This window comes from Waltera acetigignens, assembly GCF_025567015.1.
GTDB lineage: Bacteria > Bacillota > Clostridia > Lachnospirales > Lachnospiraceae > Acetatifactor > Acetatifactor acetigignens.
On record NZ_JAOQJO010000005.1, the window covers coordinates 45791 to 69847 of the forward strand.

Genomic DNA, 24057 nt, shown 5'->3' on the forward strand with positions numbered 1-24057 from the left:
TTTCTATCCCGGTAACCCTCCCGGCCTGCATCTGCCGATGGTTCCCCCACAGATCCCGCACAATGCCGGTGTGGCGATCCGCAGATAACGCCCTTTCAGTCCATTGCCCAGATAAGGGTTCTTCCGATACTCCGGAAAATTTTCCCGAAGGAACACAAAAGTCTCTTCCCGCAGAGATTTCCGCAGCTTCCGGTCCCGCACTCTGGAGATCCGCCCCATGGAACTGCACAACAGGATCCTCGTACAGAAATATTCCAGTTCTTTCCCATAAGTATCCATCAGTTCTTTTTCCCGGTAAAACCGACAGGCATCCTGCAATACCGGAAAAATATTTCCCACCCGTCTGCTTTTATTGTCATTCATGGTAGAATCCCCTCTGTCCCGGTGATAGACATAGACTCCCAGCATTTTCGCCTGTTTTTTCACAAAGGGGCGTAACTTCAGGTAGAAAGAGGTGTCCTCATAGATATACCCCTCCGGGAACCATATATCGTTGTCCGTAAGCAGTCTCCTGCGGATCAGCTTGTTCCAGGGAGCCGCCGAACCGTAAGAGCGCTTCTCTCTGCCGTCTTCCTCCAGATAATGAAAATCACATTCCACCAGATCCAGTTCTTCGGAACCGGCCCTGGTGTACATGGCCGCGTACATACGCCTGTCCACATAATCATCCGAATCCACGAATCCCACATATTCTCCCGTGGCAGCCGCAAGTCCTACATTTCTTGCCTTTCCCTGCCCTGCGTTCTTCTGGGTGATGACCCGGATGTGTTCGGGATCCCTGGCACGATATCTTTCCAGAATCTTGGGAGAAGCATCCGTGGAACCGTCATCCACGAAGATCAGTTCCAGTGAAGACAACGTCTGCTCTGTCAGGGAACGAATGCATTCCTCCAGATATTTTTCCGTATTGTATACCGGAACGATCACGCTGACTGCCGGCATAAGATTTCCTCCACACTATGTAATAAAAATTCCGGAAAATACAGACTGATCTCCCCGTGTTCCTTGTAATGTGCCACGTCCTCGCTGCAGCGGTATCCCTTTTTCGCCAGATCCCGGCGCAGATAGCGGATATGTTCCTCATAGGTGTGTTCGCTGTCGGAATAATGCAGATAGATCCTCTGGGAGGGCGCATAACGGTTGGCTGCCACCTTTTTCGGAAGATACTCATTGAGGAATTCGACCTTTTCCTTACAGACCTGTCCGGCAATATGCTTCAACGCCTCAATATTCCCGGTGTCCAGCAGGCTTTGTCCCAGAAAATACTGGGGACCACCCACCACCATATAGCTTCCGGGATAGTCCAGTCCGAAATTCAGTGCCGTGTAACCGCCCTTGCTGGAACCGCAGAAGATCAGGCGTTTTGCTCCGGTCTGCTCCCGTACCCGGTCGATCAGTTCCCTTACAACGACCGCCTCCTCGAATTTCATATTGCTGCCCAGATAAAAGGAACCTCTGTGATCTGACGCAAAATCATCCAACAGAAACAACTTGTTACAGGGAACTTCCTTTAACGTCCGGACATAATTGTATCTGGCCCGGATCCCTTTTCTGGTGCAGGAGCTGAAAACGATGATCAGATCCCGGGAATCCACCCGGTCCAGCATATATTTTAATGTCACTCCCCGGGAGCGATATTTTTTCTGATCCCGCAAAAGGCGCAGCTTCGTCATCATATACTCTCCCAGTTTTTTCCCTTTTTTACGAAATTTTTGAATGTTTTCCATGGTTTTCCCCCTCTTCCGCAATTAAAAAATTCTCAATATCCTTAAGGATCCTCCGGGTATTGGAATGGTATCCGGCAAAGTCCCTGCTGCCGGTATCCCGGATGCAATCCCCCAGTTTCTCACTGTCATAACAGGCACAGATTAGGTTCATTCCGTCGAATTCCCGAAGCAGCTGTACCTGATGATCGTCCACATGCTCCCCGTAGCTGGCAAGTCTCGGCACTGCGATCACTTTTTTCCCCTGTTTTACGGCGCCGATGATCACACCGGTTCCACCATGGGTAATGACCATCCGGCATTCCCGCAGCTTCCCGGTGAAGCCTTCTCTGTCCAGAAACCTGCAGTATTCATAATGCTTTGGCTGATAATCGCTGACTCCGATCTGGGCAAACACCTCCTCTCTTATCAAGCCTTCCTCGATCAGCAGATCTATCTTTTGTAACAATCGATTGAACTGGAACTTCTGAGATCCGGTCGTTACAAATATCATCCTAATAAATTCCCCCCAGGCAGATCGCATCCGGATAGATTTCCTTCATCTGTGTCCATTGGACATAAAAACGATCCGCATAATGATATAACAGTTTTCCCGTCAGTGTGGCCGAAGTCACTTTGGCAAATGACTCGATGTAGATCAGCTTCCCGCCGGAGAGCTTGGCTTCCATGCACAGCGGGATCATGGCCAGCACTCCGGTGCAGACCACCACATCCGGCTGTTCTTTATGCAACAGCCGCAACGAATCCACGGTATTTTTCAACAGATAAAAAAGGCATCTCCACTGTCTCCGGTTCACCTGCTGCAGATAGTAACATTTCACCGGTGTCTTCACCTCATAGCCTGTTTTCTCCGTTACTACAAAACTTTCGTATTTTTCCATTAGCGGTTTTAACATCATCAGTTGTTCAAAGTGGCCGCCCGACGATGCGGCAAAACATATTTTCATAAAGACCTCCCGGTTTTTTTCAAACTGCTTCCCCATTTTGCTGTTTATATTCCTGCCAGTATTGCTGCAGTCTGTAGTTACAGTCCTTAGATTTTGGCGGCAGGCCGTTGAACAGGATGCCGCAGATATCCGCATCCACCTGCTCTAACAGTGTCACCGCCGACTTTTCCCGGCTCATATGGCTGACGCCGGCCCGCACCACCAGAAGATAGGCGGTGACTTCATGGGACAATAACAGGGCATCCGTCACAATTCCTACCGGCGGCAGATCAATAATGATGCAGTCGTACCGGCTACGCAACGTCGTAAGCAGCTCCTTCATCCGCTCTCCGCCCAACAGTTCGGAAGGATTCGGTGGATTTTCTCCTCCCACCAGCACATCCAGATTCTGCCGGTATTCCACGATCTGCGGTGTCTCCCGCAATCCCGCCAGATACTGGCTCAGTCCCAGTCTGCCCCGGAGCTTTAGCAGAGATGCCACCGACATATTCCGCATGTCTCCGTCGATGAGCAATACTTTTTTGCCCAGCTGTGCGTAACTGATGGCGATGTTGACACTGTTCAAAGTCTTGCCTTCATCCTTATCCGCACTGGTGACGGCATAGATCGGACAACGTTCTCCTTTTCCCGTGAACAGCAGGTTTGCCCGGATGGTATTATAGGATTCCTTCACGGCAAAGGAGCTGTTCTCCCCCAATACCAACACGGGCTTACTCTTCCGGTCTGGCGCCTGGATCTGCGGAATATCTCCCAACACCGGAATCCGGAATGCCAGCTTCAGTTCGTACCGCCTGCGGATCGTGGTATCCATCAGTCCTGCCAGCAGAAACAATACAAAGGATGCCCCAAAGCATCCGGCAAAGCCCACCAGTGCATATTTGACCAGACTGGTGGAACTGTAGGGTGCTTCCGGCAGTGTGGCATAATCGATCACCTCAATGCCACCGGACTTCACGATCCGGCCGATCTCCTTCGGAGCCACCCTGCCGATAGCATTGGCCAGCTCCATGGCCCGGTAAGGATCGCTGTCATAAGTGTAGACATAGAACACTGCCGTGTTTTCCACCACACTGGTACCGATTCTTCCCGACAAAGCTTCCGTTCCGTAATCCAGCCCGGCTTCCTCCAGCACCTTCTGAAGGATCGTGTTACTCTTCAGGATTAATATGTAACTCTGTACCAGATTCTTGGCCTGGGTAAATTCGGAATTTGAGATATTGACCGAAGAATCATACACGTAGTCCGGATCACTGTATACATAGAAGGATACCTCCGCCCGGTAAAGTGTACTGTTGGTCAGATATGCATAAGCGCCTCCTGCCATTCCTCCCAGTACCCCCAGGATCATAATGTATGCAATCCTTTTTTGCAGGATCCACAGGATCTTCTCCAGATGAAAATTATTCAAGATCGTTTCCAACATTGTCCTCTCCTTTTCGACAAATTCTGCTTTTCCCTAAAATGAAAATATCCACCAGGGAATTCCCTGATGGATATCTTACGCCGGACATTGGCCTGTCCGTTTTCTTCTTATGTAAATCGTATAAATAATACGTTCCATATATGCAGCCACGTCTCCGCTCATACACTCCGGAAGCATTTCTGTATATAAAGACGGTGCTAAGAAGCGGAATGGCTCAATATTTCTTTTCTTTTTTTTAAGTGCCTGTTATGATATAATGAGCGCAAGAGAGCCAACATGCTTGCATGATTGGCGAACGGCGAAGTATTTTCCCGATGTACACCTCACCACCAGCGCAATCAAAGGAGTGAACCTATATGATACAGAAAAAGAAATTCGTAAAAACCTTCCGTAACACCAAAACCGTGCAGTTAATTCTTCTTCTGCTGTTGGAAACCGCCTATGTTCTGGTCCTGACTCTGAACCCTGCACTGGGCACAAAGCTTTTCGAAGACCGGACTCTGTTTATCTTATGCACACTTTCCTGGATCCTTGCATTATTTAATCTGATATGGTTATTATACGATTTCTATAAATTACGCACTTTTGCCGAAGAAAGCCATGCTCTGAACCGTGCGGCCTTCCTGGATCATCTGACCGGTATCCCCAACCGGCACGGTCTGGACGTGGTCTTCGAGACCTATGACTCTCCGGAATCTCTGGCTCATGTAGCCTGCTATATGGTGACCATCACCAACCTGAAAGAGATCAACCAGACCATGGGCCATGTCGTAGGTGACCAGATGTTAAAAGACTTCTCCGGTATTCTGGAAAGCGTTGGTGATGCTTTCGGTGTGGTGGGCCGTAACGGAGGCAACGAATTCCTGATGATCGTCAACCACGGCTCTCATGACACCATGGAATATTTCATCGAAAGTCTGAACCAGCAGTTAAAAGAATACAACGAGGAGCACAGTAACGCTCCCATTCAGATCCAATACGCATATATTTTAAATGAAGAGGCGCATGCCGAATATTTTTCCACCCTGCTCACAGAGACCTACAACAAGCTGCACCCCTAAGGAACCCGTTAACACAACAGTGAGACGAACGCATGAAAGACTTGAACATTCCTTACATTGCCGGTCTTGTGATCCGTGCCCAGCATAGCGACTCGGATGCCTTCGCGGAATTGTATGCTCTTACCTATAATAAAGTATACAACTACACCAGGCATTATCTGAGAGATGACTTTCTCGCTCAGGACGCTATGCAGGAGGTCTACATACTGGCTCTGAAAAACATTGGAAAACTGAATGATCCCACCGTTTTTATCGCCTGGCTGAACCGCATCTGCTTCCACGTCTGCTATGACATGACCCAGAAGAACCGACCGCAGAACGACTGCCAGGTCTTGAGCCAGGAGATTCTGGATATTGTCCAGGATCCCCACCTGGACACCAATCCGGAACTGCACTACCAGCAGAAGGATGAATACTCCCGGCTGACGGACGCCTTAGAGCAGCTTCCTTTCAATGAGAAGCAGGTCCTGATCATGCGCTACTATAACGACATGAAGCTCGAAGAGATCGCTGCAGCCATGGAGATCAGCCGCAGCAGCGTCAAACGCTATATTGCCTCCGGACAGGAACATTTGAAAGAAAGTATGAAAGGATAACAGAATGATGTTTTTTCATAAAAAAAACAGATATGAACTGGACATGGCAACTGCCAACAATGCTTTGCAGAATATCCTGTCCAGTTGCAACCAGCCGGTCAATACGATCCCCTTTGACAAGCTGGTGCTTCGCAAAAAAGTGAATGCCGCCTCCTACAACCGGCTGATCGTTGCCACGACACTGATCTTCGTGCTGACCTTTTTATCGCCGCTCGCCATCGTTCCTCTCTCTGAGATGACTGAAAAACTGTTGGTCCCCACACCTGCGGTGCTTACACTGGATTATGTGGAAAATAATATTTTAAGTCTGAAGTTCACCGGTGACAACATTCTTTACGAGGAGGCTTTTATGGAGACTGTGTCCGGGGAGATCATCGAACCGCTCTCTGTGGATTCCTCCAAGGGTGTGATCAATTTTCCGTTTTTGTCCGAGGAAGCCAATATTTATGTCCCCGTCAAAAACGGTGAGACTCTCCACCTGCTTTTTACTCCCGATAATGTAACGGGCCTGGAACAATAACAACAGGATGTAACGATTTTTATGCGGATGCCAAAATTATCTGCGCGACTGCGCATTTTGCTAATTACATATTCCATGACAATCGGCTTATGTGCCTGCGGATCCGGCTCTGACAATCTGCCTGTGGATGCCCCCGTCGCAGACACTTACGGCGAACCATCACAATCCTCCGCAGTTCCTTCTTCTGCGGATACGAATATCAGCTCTGCGGATGCCTCTTCTCCTGAAACGGAAGCCGTAACTGACGCAGAGCCTCTCCGGGATGCCACGCCTGTCTGTCTTGTGCCCCGGGCCGACGGAACAGCAACAGCTTCCAATGATGTGGCTGTCATTGACTATTCTCATATGTCTGACGGCTATGTCTGTGCCAATTACACCGGCACCTGTCCCAAGGTCAAACTGCGCATTACCGGGCCGGATACCGTTGTCTATACTTACGATCTGCACGGTGGCGGCTATGAGACTTTCCCCTTGTCTTCCGGAGACGGATATTATGACGTGACGATCTATGAAAATATCTCCGGTACCAACTATGCCACCTGCCTGTATGCAGACCTGGATGTACAGATTACGGATGCATTCAGCCCTTTTCTCTACCCCAACCAGTACGTGAATTTTACTGCGGACAGCAAAGTGGTGGCCAAGGGACAGGAACTTGCCGAGGGTGCTTCCTCGGATCTGGAAGTAATCACCCGGATCTATGATTATATTACCCAGAATATTACTTACGACTACGACAAAGCCTCCGATCCTCCTACGGGCTATACCTCCGATGTGGATGCCATTCTTGCTTCCGGCACCGGTATCTGTCTGGATTATGCCGCGGTAATGGCAAGCATGCTGCGAAGCCAGCGGATCCCGACCCGGCTGGAGGTCGGCTATGCCCAGGATGCCTACCATGCCTGGATCAGTGTCTACACCGCTGATACCGGATGGCTGAACGGCATCATAGAATTTGACGGCAATGTCTGGACCCTGGTGGATCCTACGTTCGGTGCCAACACGGATGACAAGACTCTGAAAAAGTTCATCGGTGACGGCAGTAATTATATCCTGCAGAAAATGTATTAGTGAAAGGGAACAAAACGCCATGAAGACCACAGAGAAAAAACTACTTTCTAATGAAGAGATCGCTTCTTTTTGCAGTCAGGCTGCCATGCTGTTTCAGGCAGGCATTCCGCCCGTGGAGGGCATGGCCATCCTGCAAAGTGATGCCCAGTCTCCCGAAGGCAAGGCGATCTTCGAGGAGATCCTTACCGTATGCCGACAGGGAGAAAGCTTTCACAAAGCACTGGAAGCCACCAAGGTCTTCCCCGATTACTGCCTGCATATGATCGCTCTGGGTGAAGAATCCGGTAATCTCGATGTGTGTATGAGCTCTCTGGCGGATTATTATGAAAAAGAGGATGCCATCGCAGGCAGTATCCGGGATGCTGTAACATATCCCTTTATCATGATCGCCATGATGGCCGCTGTCATCGTGGTACTGGTCAGCCGCGTCATGCCGATCTTCGAGCAGGTCTATATAGAGCTGGGCAGTGAGATGACCGGGTTTGCTGCATCACTTTTGCGTCTCGGCAACCATCTGAACCGGTATTCCTTTATTTTCGTAAGTATTCTGTGCATATTGTTGTTACTGTACCTTTTTGCTACCAGAACCCAGACCGGCAAACGTGTCACCGCCCGGTTCCTGAACTGGTTCCCCCTCACCAGACGTTTTTATGAAAGTGTGGCCTGCGAACGTTTTGCCAGCGGTATGGCACTGACCTTAAGCAGCGGTATGGATACCTATTCCAGCCTGGATATGGTGGCCGCTCTGGTAGGCAACGAGAAAATGAAACAGAAGATCCTGAGCTGTAAGGAGGCCATTAATGCCGGTGCCAATTTTGCCGAAGCTCTGACCGGTGCCGGCATTTTCAACCACCTGTATTCCCAGATGGTATCTGTCGGTTTCCGCAGCGGTAACGTAGATGTGGTGCTCAAAAAAATAGCGGATCGTTATGAGGAAAATACCAACCGCAGACTACAATCCATCATTGCCATTCTGGAGCCGACCCTTGTCATTATTCTGTCGGTGATCGTGGGCTTGATCCTGTTATCGGTCATCCTGCCTCTTATGGGTATTATGACCAGCATCGGATAGGAGTACGATACTATGAACCGTTTTGAGCAAAAAAGTATGTCCCTCGGGCGTAAGCTGATCTATTTACTTCCCATTCTGGCCTTTGTGATATTGTTTGTTCTTTTTCTGCGGGGCATCGGCTCCGTCGGTGAATCTACTCTGAGCAAGCAGCAGGAAAGTTTGGAAACCGCATTGGAACGCAGCATTTCCCAGTGCTATGCCGTAGAAGGCTGTTATCCTCCTTCTCTGGAATATCTGGAGCAGCATTACGGACTGTTGTATGACGAGGACAGCTTCTTCATTGACTATGAATATTATGGCAGCAACCTTCTTCCGGAAGTCACTGTACTTCGCCGGACCGGTGCTCACTAAAGGAGTTTCTGACATATGAACAATAGAAATCATCAGAAGCAGGAAAAACATTTTATTGTGGATATCTTGTTCGTTCTGGCGTTGTTCGGTGTATTCGCTGTCTCCGCACTTGCCCTTGTTACCATCGGAGCAGATGTATACCAGCACACTGTAGAAGATATGGGCGTCAATTACGAAAGCCGGACGGCGGTGTCTTATATCATGGAAAAGGTGCGGCAGAACGATACCGCTGACAGTATTTTCCTGACCGATCTGGAAAATGTTCCGGCGCTCTGCATGCTTTCCGAAATTGACGAAGAAACCTACTGTACTTACCTCTATCTGTATGACGGACATTTAAAAGAACTTTTTATGCGGGAAGGAGCTTCTCTCGGCGGACAGGTATTGCCTGCCGGTACGGATATTATGGACTTGCAGGAGTTCTCCTTATCCTATGCGTCGGACGATCTGATCCGGATATCCCTGAGAACCGCCTCCGGAGAGGACCATACTTTTTATATCCACGTGCACTGTAATACTACCACAGAATAGAAACCGAACAGAAAGGATTCCGAACTTATTATGAAACATTCCAGATCCAGTTTATTTTTAATGGAAATGATCATAGCGATCCTGTTTTTTTCACTGGCCAGTGCCGTCTGTATCCAGTTGTTTGCCCGCTCACATCTTTTGAGCACACAGACGGTAAACCAGAATCATGCTGTCATTCAGGCACAGAATCTGGCAGAGTCCTATCTCTCTCTGGAGGGCAATGTGGCTGCCATGCAGGATTTGTTCTCCCCATCGGAGCTGACCGATGAAAACACTCTCCGCCTTGCCTTTGACAGCAGCTGGAATCTGTGCACTGCCGAAGATAACGCCGACTTTTATGCAGAACTAAAAAGCACTCCGTCAGAAGAGACCGGAATCATGAAAGGCGAGATCACCGTCTATGATGTATCTACACCGGAATCTCCCATTTACACACTCTCTGTCATGCATCACACCGCAGAAAGGAGGGGATCCCATGAATAATTCCTCCAGAAAAAAACAATTCGGCATGAATATCGGATCCGCCTCGATCCTTCTGGTATTCGTGATCCTCTGCCTGGTGTCTTTTGCCGTACTGTCCATCGTCAGTGCCAACGCTGATAGCAAACTCAGCGCCCGTGTGCTGGAACGTACCACCGCTTATTATGCCGCCTGCAATCAGGCAGAACAATCCCTGGCAGGTATGGATAAGACGTTGCAACGCATGTATGCATCCAGTGACAGCGAAGAAGCCTATTTTGTGGCGGTAGGTCACGGAAAATCTTACGTGATTCCAATCTCCGACTTACAGACCCTGCAGGTGACCATTGAGATCCTCTATCCGGAATCTGATGAAGATACCTTTTACCGGATCACTGCCTGGCAGGTTCTGAATACAGAAGAATTGCAATAATTGTTCCGATTCTAAAAGGCTCCCCGGGAAAATCCCGGAGAGCCTTTCTTAATAAAGTCTTTTAATTTTACTGATTATCAGCGTCTGTTCCCACTTCCACAGTTTCTGCTTCTGTGTTCACATCTTCATTCAGTTCTGCACCTTCTGCATCCAGTTCGCTTCCGTCGCTCAGGTTCAGTTCTGCATCGTCACCGTACATATCACCACCGAAGTCAATGGTCTCTACGGCATCGGTGCTCAGTCTGGTATTGCGATATCTCTTCATACCGGTTCCTACGGGAATCAGCTTACCGATGATAACGTTCTCCTTCAGACCGATCAGATTATCTACCTTACCCTTGATGGCAGCTTCTGTCAGGACCTTGGTGGTCTCCTGGAAGGATGCTGCAGACAGGAAGGACTCGGTTGCCAGTGCTGCCTTGGTAATACCCAGGATAATACGCTTACCTTCTGCAGGCTCCTTGCCTTCAGCGGTCAGCTTCTCGTTCATTTCTTCGAAATCCAGAACATCTACCAGAGTTCCGGGCAGGAACTCGGTATCGCCGTTATTCTCGATACGAACCTTCTTCAGCATCTGACGTACCAGGACTTCGATATGCTTATCTGCGATATCTACACCCTGCAGACGATATACACGCTGTACTTCACGAAGCATGTAATCCTGTACGGCACGAATACCCTTGATCTTCAACAGATCGTGAGGGTTTACACTACCTTCGGTCAGTTCATCACCGGCCTCCAGTACCTGGCCGTCGATAACCTTGATACGGGAACCGTAAGGAATCAGATATGCCTTGGATTCACCGGTCTCTTCGTTGGTAATTACCACTTCACGCTTCTTCTTGGTATCACGGATCTCAGCCTTGCCGCCAAATTCAGCAATGATTGCAAGTCCCTTAGGCTTTCTGGCCTCGAACAACTCCTCGACACGGGGAAGACCCTGAGTGATATCGTCACCTGCGACACCACCACTGTGGAAGGTTCTCATGGTCAGCTGGGTACCGGGCTCACCGATAGACTGTGCAGCGATGATACCAACTGCTTCACCTACCTGTACGGCTTCACCGGTTGCCATGTTGGCACCGTAACATTTTGCACAGATACCAACGTGTGAACGGCAGGTCAGGATCGTACGGATCTTCACTTCCTCAATGGGCTCACCCTGTGCATTGACACCAACACTTAAGATCTTGGCAGCACGGCTGGGGGTGATCATGTGGTTGTGCTTAACGATCATATTGCCGTCTTTATCATAAATATCCTCGCAGGAATATCTTCCTGTGATTCTATCTTTCAGGCCTTCAATGGTCTCTTTGCCATCCATGAATGCCTTGACTACCATACCAGGGATCTCAGCCTGACCCTCACAGCAGTCTACTTCACGGATAGAAAGTTCCTGAGATACGTCCACCATTCGTCTGGTCAGATAACCGGAGTCTGCGGTACGCAGAGCGGTATCGGACATACCTTTTCGTGCACCATGTGCGGACATGAAGTATTCCAGTACGTCCAGACCTTCACGGAAGTTTGACTTAATGGGCAGCTCGATGGTTCTACCTGTAGTATCAGCCATCAGTCCACGCATACCTGCCAGCTGTTTGATCTGCTGACTGGAACCACGCGCACCGGAGTCTGCCATCATGAAAATGTTGTTGTATTTATCCAGACCGGACAGCAGTACGTCGGTCAGCTCTTTATCGGTCTCGTTCCAGGTCTCTACAACGGCACGATAACGCTCTTCCTCGGTGATCAGACCACGTCTGAAGTTACTTGCGATCTTGTCTACGGTAGCCTGTGCAGCTGCCAGCATTTCACCCTTCTTCTCAGGGACGGTCATATCGGAAATGGATACGGTCATAGCGGCTCTGGTAGAGTACTTGTAACCGATAGCCTTAACATCATCCAGTACCTCTGCGGTCTTGGATGCTCCGTGGGTATTGATGACCTTCTCCAGGATCTGCTTCAACTGCTTCTTGCCTACGTGGAAGTCTACTTCCAGCTTCAGGAAGTTCTCGGGATCGCTTCTGTCTACGAATCCCAGATCCTGAGGCAGGATCTCATTGAAAATGAAACGTCCCAGAGTGGACTCTACCGTACCGGTAATGGTCTCGCCCTCTGCATTTACCTTGTGCATACGCACATGGATGCGGGAATGTAAGGTCAGCGCCTGGTTCTCATATGCCAGGATTGCTTCGTTTACGCTCTTGAAATACTTACCTTCACCGATCGCACCGGGTCTCTCCTGGGTCAGATAGTAGATACCAAGTACCATATCCTGGGAAGGAACGGCTACGGGTCCACCATCGGAAGGCTTCAGTAAGTTGTTGGGAGACAGCAGCAGGAAACGACACTCTGCCTGTGCCTCCTGGGACAGAGGAAGATGTACAGCCATCTGGTCTCCATCGAAGTCCGCGTTGAATGCGGTACATACCAGGGGATGCAGCTTGATTGCCTTACCTTCTACCAGGATCGGCTCAAATGCCTGAATGCCCAGTCTGTGCAGTGTCGGCGCACGGTTCAACATAACAGGATGTTCCTTGATAACCTCTTCCAGCACATCCCATACCTGTGTATCCAGCTTTTCTACCAGCTTCTTCGCATTCTTGATGTTCTGGCTGATTCCCTTGGCTACCAGTTCTTTCATTACGAAAGGCTTGAACAGTTCGATTGCCATTTCCTTCGGCAGACCACACTGATAGATCTTCAGTTCCGGTCCAACGACGATAACGGAACGTCCGGAGTAATCTACACGCTTACCTAACAGGTTCTGACGGAAACGACCGGTCTTACCCTTTAACATATCGGACAGAGACTTCAGTGCTCTGTTACCGGGGCCGGTAACAGGACGTCCGCGTCTGCCGTTATCGATCAGAGCATCTACCGCTTCCTGCAACATTCTCTTCTCGTTACGAACAATGATATCAGGAGCACCAAGCTCTAACAGTCTCTTCAGACGGTTATTACGGTTGATGATCCTTCTGTACAGATCATTCAGATCGGAGGTAGCAAAACGTCCGCCATCCAGCTGTACCATAGGACGCAGATCGGGAGGAATGACAGGAACCACATCCATGATCATCCACTCCGGCTTATTACCGGACTCACGGAAAGCTTCTACAACTTCCAGTCTCTTAATGATACGTGCACGCTTCTGACCGGAGGACTCCTTCAGACCGGTCTTCAGCTCTACTGCCTCTTTTTCCAGGTCAATGGCCTGCAGCAGCTCTTTGATAGCCTCTGCACCCATGCCTACACGGAACTTGTTGCCCCAGGTCTCTCTTGCATCCTGATATTCCTTCTCGGACAGCACTGCCTTGTATTCAAGGTTCGTGGTTCCCGGATCCAGAACGATATAGGAAGCGAAGTACAGAACCTTCTCCAGGATTCTGGGAGACAGATCCAGGATCAGGCCCATGCGGCTGGGGATACCTTTGAAATACCAGATATGGGATACGGGAGCTGCAAGCTCGATATGTCCCATACGCTCTCTACGTACGCTGGCTTTGGTAACTTCTACACCACAACGGTCGCAGACAACGCCCTTATATCTGATCTTTTTATATTTACCGCAATGACATTCCCAGTCTTTGCTGGGTCCAAAGATTCTCTCACAGAACAGACCGTCTCTTTCAGGCTTCAGTGTTCTATAGTTGATTGTCTCGGGCTTTAATACCTCACCATGGGACCACTCCCGGATTTTCTCCGGGGAAGCTAATCCAATCTTGATGGCATCAAATGTCATAGGCTGATAGGTTGTTTCATTTTTTGTTTCTGACATTAATGGCACTCCCTTCTATACAAAGCATTAAAATTCATCATCACTGCCGTCAAAGCTATCATCGGTGTAATCATCGTCAACGTAATCGTCGTCCTCAGAGTTCACCAGCTCACCATTGTCATCAAATTCCTGTGACTGATAGCCCATCTCGCCAAGGGAGCTCTTATCGTAATCGTCATCGTACTTACGATCACCTTCCATCTCATAACGGTAATCGGTATCACCGTAATCGACAGTCTCCATGATCTCAACCTCGGTCTGATCCTCACGCAGCACTCTGACATCCAGCCCCAGTGCCTGCAGTTCCTTTAACAGAACCTTGAAGGACTCGGGGATACCGGGCTCAGGGATATTGTCTCCCTTGATGATTGCTTCGTAAGTCTTCACACGTCCGATCACATCATCGGACTTCACAGTCAGAATCTCCTGCAGGGTGTAGGATGCGCCATACGCCTCCAGAGCCCATACTTCCATCTCTCCGAAACGCTGGCCGCCGAACTGGGCTTTACCACCCAGAGGCTGCTGTGTTACCAGGGAGTACGGTCCGGTAGAACGCGCATGGATCTTATCATCTACCAGATGATGCAGTTTCAGGTAATGCATGTGTCCGATCGTTACAGGGCCATCAAAGTATTCACCGGTTCTACCGTCACGAAGACGTACCTTACCGTCTCTGGAAATGGGAACACCCTTCCATACTCCTCTGTGATCTCTGTTCTCAGACAGATACTGCATAACCTCAGGAAGAAGCTCTTCACCATGCTTGCTGGTAAAGGTCTCTCCTGCCCAGGGCTTACCGTCTGCGGTAGTTTCCTGTCCCTTTTCTTTCCACTCTGCACTTTCTGCATCGTCGAAAGGAAGGTTTACATAATCGTTGGCAAGATCCAACGTATCCATAATATCTTTCTCGTTCGCACCATCGAAGACAGGTGTTGCCACATTGAATCCCAGAGCCTTGGCAGCCAGGGAAAGGTGGATCTCCAGGACCTGTCCGATATTCATACGGGAAGGCACGCCCAGGGGGTTCAGCACGATGTCCAAAGGACGTCCGTTGGGCAGATAAGGCATATCTTCTACAGGAAGCACGCGGGAAACGACACCCTTGTTACCATGACGACCTGCCATCTTATCGCCTACGGAGATTTTTCTCTTCTGTGCGATATAAATGCGGACTGCCTGATTTACTCCGGGTGCCAGCTCATCGCTGTTCTCACGGGTAAATACCTTGGCATCCACTACAATACCATATTCGCCATGAGGTACCTTTAAGGAGGTATCTCTTACTTCTCTTGCCTTCTCACCGAAGATGGCACGCAGCAGTCTCTCTTCTGCGGTCAGTTCAGTCTCTCCCTTAGGAGTAACCTTACCTACCAGAATATCACCGGCACGAACCTCTGCGCCGATACGAATGATACCTCTGTCATCCAGATCCTTCAGTGCATCGTCACCGACACCGGGAACATCACGGGTGATCTCTTCCGGTCCCAGCTTGGTGTCACGGGCTTCTGCCTCATACTCCTCGATATGAACGGAAGTATAAACATCGTCACGTACCAGTCTCTCACTTAACAGAACCGCATCCTCGTAGTTGTAACCTTCCCAGGTCATGAAACCGATCAGAGGGTTCTTACCCAGTGCCAGCTCACCCTGAGAGGTGGAAGGACCGTCTGCAATGACCTGACCTGCCGCTACATGGTCACCCTTGAATACGATAGGCTTCTGGTTGTAGCAGTTGGACTGGTTACTGCGGGAGAACTTGGTCAGATGGATCTCTGCCTTTTCTCCGTCATCATAAGCAATGCGAATGATCTTGGAAGATACATAGGTAATGGTTCCGGGCTTCTTGGCCACTACGCAGACACCGGAGTCAACCGCTGTCTTTACTTCCATACCGGTACCAACCACAGGAGCCTCAGTGCTTAACAGAGGCACAGCCTGACGCTGCATGTTGGATCCCATCAGCGCACGGTTCGCATCATCGTTCTGCAGGAAAGGAATCAGTGCAGTAGCCACAGAGAATACCATTCTCGGGGATACATCCATGTAATCAAACATTTCCTTAGGATATTCCTGTGTCTCATCCAGATAACGTCCGGAAACAGATTTTCTCACGAAATGTCCCTCTGCATCCAGTGCTTCGTTTGCCTGTGCCACATGGTAATTATCCTCTTCGTCCGCAGTCATGTAAACTACTTCATCGGTAACGCGGGGGTTCTTAGGATCGGACTTGTCGATCTTGCGATAAGGAGCCTCTACGAAACCATATTCATTAATTCTTGCATAGCTTGCAAGAGAGTTGATCAGACCGATGTTAGGACCTTCGGGTGTCTCGATAGGACACATTCTTCCATAATGGGAGTAATGTACATCTCGAACCTCGAATCCGGCACGGTCTCTGGACAGACCGCCGGGGCCCAGTGCAGACAGACGTCTCTTGTGGGTCAGCTCACCCAGAGGGTTATTCTGATCCATGAACTGAGACAGCTGGGAAGATCCGAAGAACTCCTTCACTGCAGCGGTTACAGGCTTGATATTGATCAGAGACTGGGGAGAAATATCCTCAGCATCATGTGTTGTCATACGCTCACGTACCACTCTCTCCATTCTGGACAGACCGATACGATACTGGTTCTGCAGCAGCTCACCTACTGCGCGGATACGTCTGTTGCCCAGATGGTCGATATCATCATCGTTGCCCAGGCCATACTCCAGATGCATATTATAGTTGATGGAAGCCAGGATATCTTCCTTGGTAATATGCTTGGGTACCAGTTCATGTACGTTCTTCTTGATTGCTTCTGCCAGCTTCTCGGGATCATCGCCGAACTCTTCCAGGATCTGTGCCAGAACCGGATAGTATACCAGTTCATGGATACCGAAATCCTTGGGATCGCAATCTACATAGTGGGTCAGATCTACCATCAGATTAGACAGTACTTTTACAGTTCTCTCTTCGGTCTGGATATATACGAAGGGAACTGCGCTGTTCTGGATGGTATCTGCCAGCTCTGCGGTCACCTTGTCTCCTGCGGATGCGATCACTTCACCGGTGGAAGGATCCACTACATCTGCAGCCAGGATCTGATGACGGATACGATTCTTCAGAGCTAACTTCTTATTGAATTTATATCTGCCGACTTTGGCTAAATCATATCTTCTGGGGTCGAAGAACATAGCATTGATCAGGCTCTCAGCACTCTCAACGCTTAAAGGCTCACCGGGACGGATCTTTTTGTATAACTCTAACAGACCCTCCTGATAATTCTCAGCAGTGTCCTTGGTAAAGCTTGCCTCGATCTTGGGCTCGTCACCGAAGAGTTCACGGATCTCATCATTGGTACCGATACCCAGGGCTCTGATCAGTACGGTAATGGGAACCTTACGGGTTCTGTCCACACGTACATAGAAGACATCGTTAGAGTCGGTCTCATACTCCAGCCATGCACCACGGTTCGGGATCACGGTACAGGAGAAGAGCTTCTTACCAATCTTATCATGTCCGATTCCGTAGTAGATACCGGGAGAACGAACCAACTGGCTGACGATAACACGTTCTGCGCCATTGATTACGAAAGTACCGGTCTCAGTCATCAGCGGAAGATCACCCATGAAGATCTCATGCTCACTGATTTCTTCCTTCTCCTTGTTATAAAGGCGAACCTTAACCTTAAGAGGTGCTGCAAAGGTAGCATCTCTCTCTTTACACTCTTCGATAGAATACTTCACGTCGTCCCTGCAGAGTTCAAAATCCACAAATTCCAGACTCAAGGAACCGCTGTAGTCAGCGATCGGAGAGATGTCGTCAAAGACTTCCTTCAAGCCTTCGTCTAAAAACCACTGATAGGAGTCCTTCTGGACCTCGATCAGATTGGGCATCTCTAAAACCTCTTCTTGTCTTGAATAACTCATACGCATAACCTTGGTACCGGCAATCGGACGTATTCTGTTCTTTTCCATTGACATTTCACCCCGTTCTTTCAGATTTAAAGCCTATTTTGCGTCGGCAACAATGCAGTATATATAAACGCCAGTTTTTTGGCATGACAAATAAGCATGGTACCGCACAATAGTGCACTATCCATAATAGCACAATGTTAGAAATACGTCAAGGAAATATTTTGAATTATTTAAAAAGAATAGATATTTTTAAAAATTAATAACTGACAGATGCGAATAAGAAAAACCATGCACCGGCAGGTGCCGGCACATGGTCCGTCATATACTGGTTAAAAATTACTTCAGAGTAACCTTTGCGCCAACTTCCTCAAGCTTCTTCTTGATGTCCTCAGCCTCTTCCTTAGAAGCGCCTTCCTTAACAACCTTAGGAGCTCCGTCAACTACATCCTTAGCTTCCTTCAGGCCCAGACCGGTTACTTCACGAACAACCTTGATAACCTTAACCTTCTCAGCGCCAACCTCGGTCAGCTCTACGTCGAACTCAGTCTTCTCTTCTGCTGCTTCAGCAGGGCCAGCTGCTGCTACAACAACGCCAGCTGCTGCAGATACGCCGAACTCCTCCTCGCAAGCCTTTACGAGATCATTTAACTCTAATACAGATAACTCTTTGATAGCATCGATTAATTCCTGTGCTGTTAATTTAGCCATTTTAATTTCCTCCATTTGAAATATTTTGATTGATTGTCAATTAGCTGCAATTATTATTCAGCTGTGGGTGCTGCTTCGCAAGCTGCTGCGCCGCCTTTTTCAGCCAGCTGATTCATAACACGTGCAAAATTGGTGATAGGACTCTGTAAGCTGCCAAGCAGTTTGGAAATGAGTACGTCTCTGGAAGGGATGTTAGCGATTGCAGCCATACCCTTAGCATCATAAACAGTACCTTCTACCACACCGGCCTTGATCTCAAGCTTATCAGCAGTCTTAGCGAACTGAGCCAGTACTCTTGCAGGAGCGGTTGCATCCTCGGTAGAGTAAGCCATTGCGCTGGGTCCTTCCAGATACTCGGACAGACCTTCGAACTGTGTACCCTTGAACGCGAAGTTCATCATGGTGTTCTTGTAAACCTTGTAGCTAACTCCTGCCTCACGTAAGCTCTTACGTAACTGGGTATCCTGCTCAACAGTAAGTCCACGGTAGTCTACCAGAACTACAGACTGGGCATCTTTGATACCAGCAGAAATCTCTTCTACTACAGGCTGTTTTAATTCAACTTTTGCCATTTCTTTACCTCCTTATAGATTTTGTGCCGATAAGAAGAATATAAATAGAATCCTGCTCGCAGGATTCTACGCCTGCGGCGAATCGCTTTAGCGATATATTCCACTTCGCCGCAGTGCGATCCTCGCGGAGCGTTTTGCTTTATAGGATAAAATCCTATAAAGTAAAAAAAACTCTCTGTGAAGACACAGAGAGATGATATCATCATACTTATCTCCTCGGCAGGACTTACGCTCGGTCTCCCTTGCACCTGCTGTCTTCGGCATGGTTTTACAACCTCAGATAGAATAGCATGGGAGACCGTGTTTGTCAAGGATTATTTAATAATTTTCTGCATGAATTTCAAAATAGCTCTGGGGATGATTACATACGGGGCAAACCTCCGGTGCCTTGGTGCCTACCACGATGTGCCCGCAGTTGCGGCACTCCCATACCTTCACTTCACTCTTCTCGAACACTTTTGCTGTCTCCACGTTCTTTAACAGTTCGCGGTATCTTTCCTCATGATGCTTTTCGATCTCTCCAACCATACGGAATTTCTGCGCCAGTTCAGGGAATCCCTCATTCTCTGCAGTTGCCGCAAAATCTTCATACATATCAGTCCACTCGAAATTCTCACCTTCGGATGCTGCAGCAAGATTTGCTTTGGTATCACCGATGCCGTTCAGTTCCTTGAACCACATTTTTGCATGTTCTTTCTCATTATCTGCAGTCTTTAAGAAAATAGCTGCGATCTGCTCATACCCTTCCTTCTTTGCTACAGATGAAAAATAAGTATATTTGTTACGTGCCTGGGACTCTCCGGCAAATGCCGCCTGGAGATTTTTCTCTGTCTGGGTTCCCTGATATTTGTTCATGGTGTTTTCTCCTTCTCTTTTCATCTACTATACCTTTTGGAGGTAACCTTTATTCTAAAACATACGGTTTCTCCGTTCTTCGAACGTTCGAATTCGTAACCAGCATACCTGCAGGCAGCCAGTTATTGTTTCCTAAGGATAAATGTATTCTATCACAAAAACCGCCTCACTGTAAACAGTGAAGCGGCTCTTTTGCATTCGTTATCTAATTAGATTAGAGATCAGATTAGAACTTTGCTACGCTAACCTTAACGCCAGGTCCCATAGTGCTGGTCAGAGTGATGCTTCTCAGATACTGACCCTTTAATGCGCTGGGCTTAGCCTTTACGATAGCGTCCATAAGTGCATTGAAGTTCTCCTGCAGAGCTTCCTCAGAGAAAGAAGCCTTACCAACGGGAACATGCACGATGTTGGTCTTATCAAGTCTGTATTCAATCTTACCGGCTTTGATATCGTTAACTGCCTTGGTTACATCCATGGTTACGGTACCAGCCTTAGGGTTAGGCATTAAGCCCTTAGGTCCGAGAACCTTACCCAGACGACCTACAACGCCCATCATATCAGGGGTTGCTACTACAACGTCGAAGTCCAGCCATCCTTCGTTCTGGATCTTCGGGATCAGCTCCTCGCCACCAACATAGTCAGCGCCTGCAGCCTCAGCCTCATTGATCTTATCGCCCTTTGCGAATACCAGAACTTTTACAGTCTTACCAGTTCCGTTAGGCAGTACAACTGCGCCACGGATCTGCTGCTCAGCGTGACGTCCGTCACAACCGGTTCTGATGTGAACTTCGATGGTCTCATCGAATTTAGCAGTTGCAGTTTTCTTAACCAGAGCGATAGCATCGTTGGGCTCATAGAATGTAGCACGATCTACCAGCTTGGCAGCTTCGGTATATTTCTTACCATGTTTCATTATTTTACCTCCTAGGTTCCAGCGGCAATATTTTTTTCATTGCCTCCCAAATATTTATAAGTTACTCCTCAACAACAATACCCATGCTGCGTGCAGTACCAGCGATCATGCTCATAGCTGCTTCCAGGCTTGCTGCATTCAGATCCGGCATCTTCATCTCAGCGATCTCCTGAAGCTTAGCCTTGGAAATGGTAGCTACCTTGGTCTTGTTGGGAACGCCGGAACCGGACTTGATGTTGCAGGCTTTCTTTAACAGTACTGCTGCAGGGGGAGTCTTTGTAACGAAACTAAAGCTTCTGTCTGCATATACAGTAATAACTACGGGGATGATAAGATCTCCCTTGTCTGCTGTTCTTGCGTTGAACTGCTTGGTAAATTCAACGATGTTAACCCCGTGCTGTCCAAGTGCAGGACCAACAGGGGGAGCCGGTGTTGCTTTTCCGGCAGGGATCTGTAACTTGATATATCCTTCTACTTTCTTTGCCATTGTGGCACCTCCTATAATGTGGTAATTCGGCGCAGGCTGCCTTGTTGCTCGCCTCCTGCTCCCACTGGAACGACTTCTCGTTCCTTTCATGCTGCCACTCTCTTCACCTTGCGGTTTCTGAGAGTTTTATATTTTATCTCCGGAATTGCCCGTGAGAAAAAATATCCTTGTAAGCTTATTAAAGCTTTCTGACCTCTGCAAAGCTGATTTCCACAGGGGTCTCTCTTCCAAACATTTCTACATTGATCGTAGCTGTCTGTTTGCCATAGTCCAGTTTCTGCACCACGCCGACGGTATCCTTCCATACTCCGGCCACAACAGCAATGCTGTCGCCTTCACCAAAGTCGATGGATACATTCTCGGTCTTAATGCCCAAAGGCTTCATCTCAGCTTCTGTAAGAGGTACAGGTTTACTTCCGGGACCTACGAAACCGGTCACGCCACGGGTATTACGAACGACATACCAGGTATCATCGTTCATCTCCATGTTGAGAAGCACATAACCGGGGAACATTTTCTTGGAGACCGTCTTGCGGGTGCCGTCTTTCAGTTCTACGACATCCTGCATGGGAACTCTTACTTCAAGGATCTGTTCTGCCAGACTCTTGTTGTTCTCTATGGTCTTCTCAATATTGGCTTTGACCTTGTTCTCATATCCTGAATAGGTATGGACTACATACCATTTTGCCTCTGCCATACAATCACCCTCGCTCTATAATGATGTTAAGAAGTTTACGCCGTACTGGATAAAATAATCCAGAACCGCAATAATCACACCCACTACAACTGATATTGCAACAACCGCTACGGATTGCTTCAATGTTGATTGTCTGTCCGGCCATGAAATTTTCTTAAATTCAGCTTTTGCGCCTTTAAAGAAACTGGGGCGCTTCTGTTTTTCTGCGGAATCTCCCATTTCGACCTCCCATACTAGAACGGCTGATTATTTGGTTTCTTTGTGCAATGTATGTGTCTTACAGAATCTACAATACTTCTTGGTTTCCATTCTATCAGGATGAGTCTTCTTATCCTTGGTAGTATTGTAGTTACGCTGCTTGCACTCGGTACATGCTAAAGTAATTTTTGTACGCATTTTTCTACCTCCACGTGTTTTCTGATCTCTAAATTTAAGCATAAAAAAAAGACCTAAATCTCATCTCGCTTGGATACTATAACATAATCTGCGGTCTTCGTCAACTGTTTTCCCAAAAATCCCACTATTTTTCTTGTTTCTTCTTATTTATTATGCTATAATGATCGCATAAAAGTGGGGTATTGGATTTTCCCGTCCCAATTCATCCGCAGGGAAGAAAGGAGATGCCTATGAGTGCTATCATGAACACTGTCTATAATAACTACCTGACTGCCTATGCATCAAGACAGATTACAAAATATGACACCCATAAAAAGAGTGAGCTTCGCAGTGTATACAACTCTATCGTAAAGCTGAACAAGGACACTCCCTGGTATCTTCCCACCACCAGTAAAGACACACAGCATTATGCCGTGGATCTGAAGGAAAACGCCCGCGAACTGCACAACACCATCGCACAGATCGGCGGACTGGAGACGGATGGACTGTTCCGGAAAAAGAGTGCCTACTCCACAGACGATGATATCGTGGAGGCTTCCTACATAGGCTCCGATACCACCACAGGAGCTTCTCCGGAATTTGATATCGAAGTAAAACAGCTGGCCACGCCGCAGGAGAATCTGGGTTATTTTCTTCCGGATCTGGCAGCCACGCTTGCTCCTGCCACCTATTCTTTTGATATTGCGATCAACGATATGAACTATGAATTCCAGTTCAATATTGGCGAGGGTGATACGAACCGGCAGATCACGGAACGTCTGTCCCGTCTGATCAACAACGCGGATATCGGTATCACAGCAGATGTGATGGAATCCGATTCCCGTTACGCACTTCGTCTGACCTCGGATGCTACCGGTGTACCGAACGGCAAGGCCTATCATTTTCAGGTCAGCGATGATCATACCAGCAAGACCTCCGGTGTTGTGGATTACCTCGGACTGAATTATGTCAGTCGTCCTGCCGGCAACGCAAGATTTTTTCTCAATGGTGAAGAACGAACCGCTTCTTCCAACCACTTTACAATAGGAAAACTGTTCGATGTACAGTTAAAAGCCGTCAGTCCGGAGGATCAGCCCACACATGTCGGTCTGAAAACAGATACCGAATCCATCACAGACAATATCATCCAGCTGGTAGGCAGTTATAATGAATTTATTAAAACAGCTTCCTCCTACCTGGAGACACAGTCCAGAAGCAAACAACTGATTCACGAATTCTCCTCCATAGCTTCCCACTACGGTACTTCTCTGGAAAACATGGGAATGCACCTGCAGGAGGATGGTATTCTATCTGTCAATGATGAAAAGCTGCGGCAGACCGCCGCGGAATCTGGGAATGACCTGTCCGGCTTCAATGTACTAAAAGAATTCAGCAGTTCGCTTTTACACAAGAGTGATCAGGTTGCTCTGAATCCTATGAATTATGTAGACAAAAAAATTGTGGCCTACAAAAATCCCGGTCACAATTTTGCCAGTCCTTACATTACCAGCGCTTACAGCGGTATGATGTTTAACAGCTACTGTTGATTCCCTTCCGGGGAATTAACAGTAGCTGTTATTTCAT

General features: G+C 48.2%; 25 protein-coding genes and 1 other annotated feature. Of the genes, 10 read left to right on the top strand and 15 right to left on the bottom strand.

All coding sequences use genetic code 11. From position 1 onward, the window contains the following. Window positions 1-3: 3 nt before the first annotated feature. Genes OCV96_RS06695 through OCV96_RS06715 form a run of 5 tightly spaced genes read right to left on the bottom strand, consistent with a single transcriptional unit; the run spans window position 4 to window position 4094 of the window. On the bottom strand, window positions 4-942 hold the full coding sequence (locus tag OCV96_RS06695) for a glycosyltransferase (RefSeq protein ID WP_022312367.1): 939 nt from the start codon (window positions 940-942) through the stop codon (window positions 4-6). Next, window positions 924-1727, bottom strand: a complete 804-nt coding sequence (locus tag OCV96_RS06700) for an alpha/beta hydrolase (RefSeq protein ID WP_022312366.1) — start codon at window positions 1725-1727, stop codon at window positions 924-926. The genes OCV96_RS06695 and OCV96_RS06700 overlap by 19 nt, the downstream gene beginning before the upstream one ends. Next, entirely contained in the window at window positions 1702-2217 is a 516-nt protein-coding gene (gene pssE / locus OCV96_RS06705) for a PssE/Cps14G family polysaccharide biosynthesis glycosyltransferase (RefSeq protein ID WP_227062761.1), read from the bottom strand. Before pssE ends, OCV96_RS06700 begins: the two co-directional genes overlap by 26 nt. A gap of 1 nt (window position 2218) precedes the next feature. Further along, window positions 2219-2671 carry a PssD/Cps14F family polysaccharide biosynthesis glycosyltransferase gene (gene pssD, locus OCV96_RS06710; RefSeq protein WP_227062765.1) on the bottom strand — a complete coding sequence of 151 codons (453 nt, stop codon included), beginning with the start codon at window positions 2669-2671 and terminating at the stop codon, window positions 2219-2221. A 19-nt stretch (window positions 2672-2690) separates the two neighbouring features. Then, window positions 2691-4094 carry a tyrosine-protein kinase domain-containing protein gene (locus OCV96_RS06715; protein WP_262593947.1) on the bottom strand — a complete coding sequence of 468 codons (1404 nt, stop codon included), beginning with the start codon at window positions 4092-4094 and terminating at the stop codon, window positions 2691-2693. 356 nt (window positions 4095-4450) lie between these two features. Here OCV96_RS06715 and OCV96_RS06720 point away from each other — a divergent pair, with 356 nt between their 5' ends. The 9 genes from OCV96_RS06720 to OCV96_RS06760 all read left to right on the top strand — a co-directional run bounded on the left by OCV96_RS06720 (window position 4451) and on the right by OCV96_RS06760 (window position 10188). Continuing rightward, window positions 4451-5155 (top strand): GGDEF domain-containing protein, encoded by a 705-nt coding sequence (locus OCV96_RS06720; protein WP_022312362.1) that lies wholly within the window; start codon window positions 4451-4453, stop codon window positions 5153-5155. 32 nt (window positions 5156-5187) lie between these two features. Continuing rightward, window positions 5188-5751 (top strand): RNA polymerase sigma factor, encoded by a 564-nt coding sequence (locus OCV96_RS06725; RefSeq protein WP_262593952.1) that lies wholly within the window; start codon window positions 5188-5190, stop codon window positions 5749-5751. A 4-nt stretch (window positions 5752-5755) separates the two neighbouring features. After that, the gene (locus tag OCV96_RS06730; protein WP_262593953.1) at window positions 5756-6271 is read left to right on the top strand and encodes a hypothetical protein; all 516 of its coding nucleotides are present in this window, start codon (window positions 5756-5758) and stop codon (window positions 6269-6271) included. A 75-nt stretch (window positions 6272-6346) separates the two neighbouring features. Beyond that, window positions 6347-7342 (top strand): transglutaminase-like domain-containing protein, encoded by a 996-nt coding sequence (locus OCV96_RS06735; protein ID WP_181968650.1) that lies wholly within the window; start codon window positions 6347-6349, stop codon window positions 7340-7342. 19 nt (window positions 7343-7361) lie between these two features. Next, window positions 7362-8414, top strand: coding sequence for a type II secretion system F family protein (locus OCV96_RS06740; protein ID WP_118538257.1), 1053 nt, complete (start codon window positions 7362-7364; stop codon window positions 8412-8414). A gap of 12 nt (window positions 8415-8426) precedes the next feature. Beyond that, window positions 8427-8765 (top strand): hypothetical protein, encoded by a 339-nt coding sequence (locus OCV96_RS06745; protein ID WP_022312357.1) that lies wholly within the window; start codon window positions 8427-8429, stop codon window positions 8763-8765. 15 nt (window positions 8766-8780) lie between these two features. Next, window positions 8781-9296, top strand: a complete 516-nt coding sequence (locus OCV96_RS06750; protein WP_022312356.1) for a DUF4860 domain-containing protein — start codon at window positions 8781-8783, stop codon at window positions 9294-9296. Window positions 9297-9326: 30 nt separating this feature from the next. Further along, window positions 9327-9779 (top strand): type IV pilus modification PilV family protein, encoded by a 453-nt coding sequence (locus tag OCV96_RS06755; protein ID WP_227062766.1) that lies wholly within the window; start codon window positions 9327-9329, stop codon window positions 9777-9779. Beyond that, window positions 9772-10188, top strand: coding sequence for a hypothetical protein (locus OCV96_RS06760; RefSeq protein ID WP_022312354.1), 417 nt, complete (start codon window positions 9772-9774; stop codon window positions 10186-10188). The genes OCV96_RS06755 and OCV96_RS06760 overlap by 8 nt, the downstream gene beginning before the upstream one ends. A 67-nt stretch (window positions 10189-10255) precedes the next feature. On the opposite strand, the gene rpoC is transcribed toward OCV96_RS06760, so the two are convergent. From rpoC to rpmG, 10 genes are all read right to left on the bottom strand, one after another. Next, window positions 10256-13966 carry a DNA-directed RNA polymerase subunit beta' gene (rpoC, locus tag OCV96_RS06765; protein WP_022312353.1) on the bottom strand — a complete coding sequence of 1237 codons (3711 nt, stop codon included), beginning with the start codon at window positions 13964-13966 and terminating at the stop codon, window positions 10256-10258. A gap of 27 nt (window positions 13967-13993) precedes the next feature. After that, on the bottom strand, window positions 13994-17923 hold the full coding sequence (gene rpoB, locus OCV96_RS06770; protein WP_118669226.1) for a DNA-directed RNA polymerase subunit beta: 3930 nt from the start codon (window positions 17921-17923) through the stop codon (window positions 13994-13996). Window positions 17924-18199: 276 nt separating this feature from the next. Next, entirely contained in the window at window positions 18200-18571 is a 372-nt protein-coding gene (gene rplL / locus OCV96_RS06775; RefSeq protein ID WP_022153710.1) for a 50S ribosomal protein L7/L12, read from the bottom strand. A 53-nt stretch (window positions 18572-18624) separates the two neighbouring features. Then, entirely contained in the window at window positions 18625-19143 is a 519-nt protein-coding gene (gene rplJ, locus OCV96_RS06780) for a 50S ribosomal protein L10 (protein WP_117465603.1), read from the bottom strand. 155 nt (window positions 19144-19298) lie between these two features. Further along, window positions 19299-19422: a sequence feature (ribosomal protein L10 leader region), on the bottom strand. A 39-nt stretch (window positions 19423-19461) separates the two neighbouring features. Further along, the gene (gene rbr / locus OCV96_RS06785; protein ID WP_118503845.1) at window positions 19462-19998 is read right to left on the bottom strand and encodes a rubrerythrin; all 537 of its coding nucleotides are present in this window, start codon (window positions 19996-19998) and stop codon (window positions 19462-19464) included. 226 nt (window positions 19999-20224) lie between these two features. Then, on the bottom strand, window positions 20225-20914 hold the full coding sequence (gene rplA / locus OCV96_RS06790) for a 50S ribosomal protein L1 (protein WP_118503843.1): 690 nt from the start codon (window positions 20912-20914) through the stop codon (window positions 20225-20227). Between the two features lie 61 nt (window positions 20915-20975). Then, window positions 20976-21401, bottom strand: a complete 426-nt coding sequence (rplK, locus tag OCV96_RS06795) for a 50S ribosomal protein L11 (protein WP_022153713.1) — start codon at window positions 21399-21401, stop codon at window positions 20976-20978. Between the two features lie 178 nt (window positions 21402-21579). After that, window positions 21580-22098 carry a transcription termination/antitermination protein NusG gene (nusG, locus tag OCV96_RS06800; protein ID WP_262593962.1) on the bottom strand — a complete coding sequence of 173 codons (519 nt, stop codon included), beginning with the start codon at window positions 22096-22098 and terminating at the stop codon, window positions 21580-21582. Between the two features lie 15 nt (window positions 22099-22113). Beyond that, window positions 22114-22317, bottom strand: coding sequence for a preprotein translocase subunit SecE (gene secE, locus OCV96_RS06805; protein ID WP_022153715.1), 204 nt, complete (start codon window positions 22315-22317; stop codon window positions 22114-22116). A 27-nt stretch (window positions 22318-22344) separates the two neighbouring features. After that, a complete protein-coding gene (rpmG, locus tag OCV96_RS06810; protein ID WP_022153716.1) occupies window positions 22345-22494 on the bottom strand; it encodes a 50S ribosomal protein L33 in 150 nt (49 codons plus the stop codon). Window positions 22495-22724: 230 nt separating this feature from the next. On the opposite strand from rpmG, the gene fliD reads away from it, so the two are divergent. Further along, window positions 22725-24020 (top strand): flagellar filament capping protein FliD, encoded by a 1296-nt coding sequence (fliD, locus tag OCV96_RS06815; RefSeq protein WP_262593964.1) that lies wholly within the window; start codon window positions 22725-22727, stop codon window positions 24018-24020. The last annotated feature ends 37 nt before the right edge of the window (window positions 24021-24057 follow it).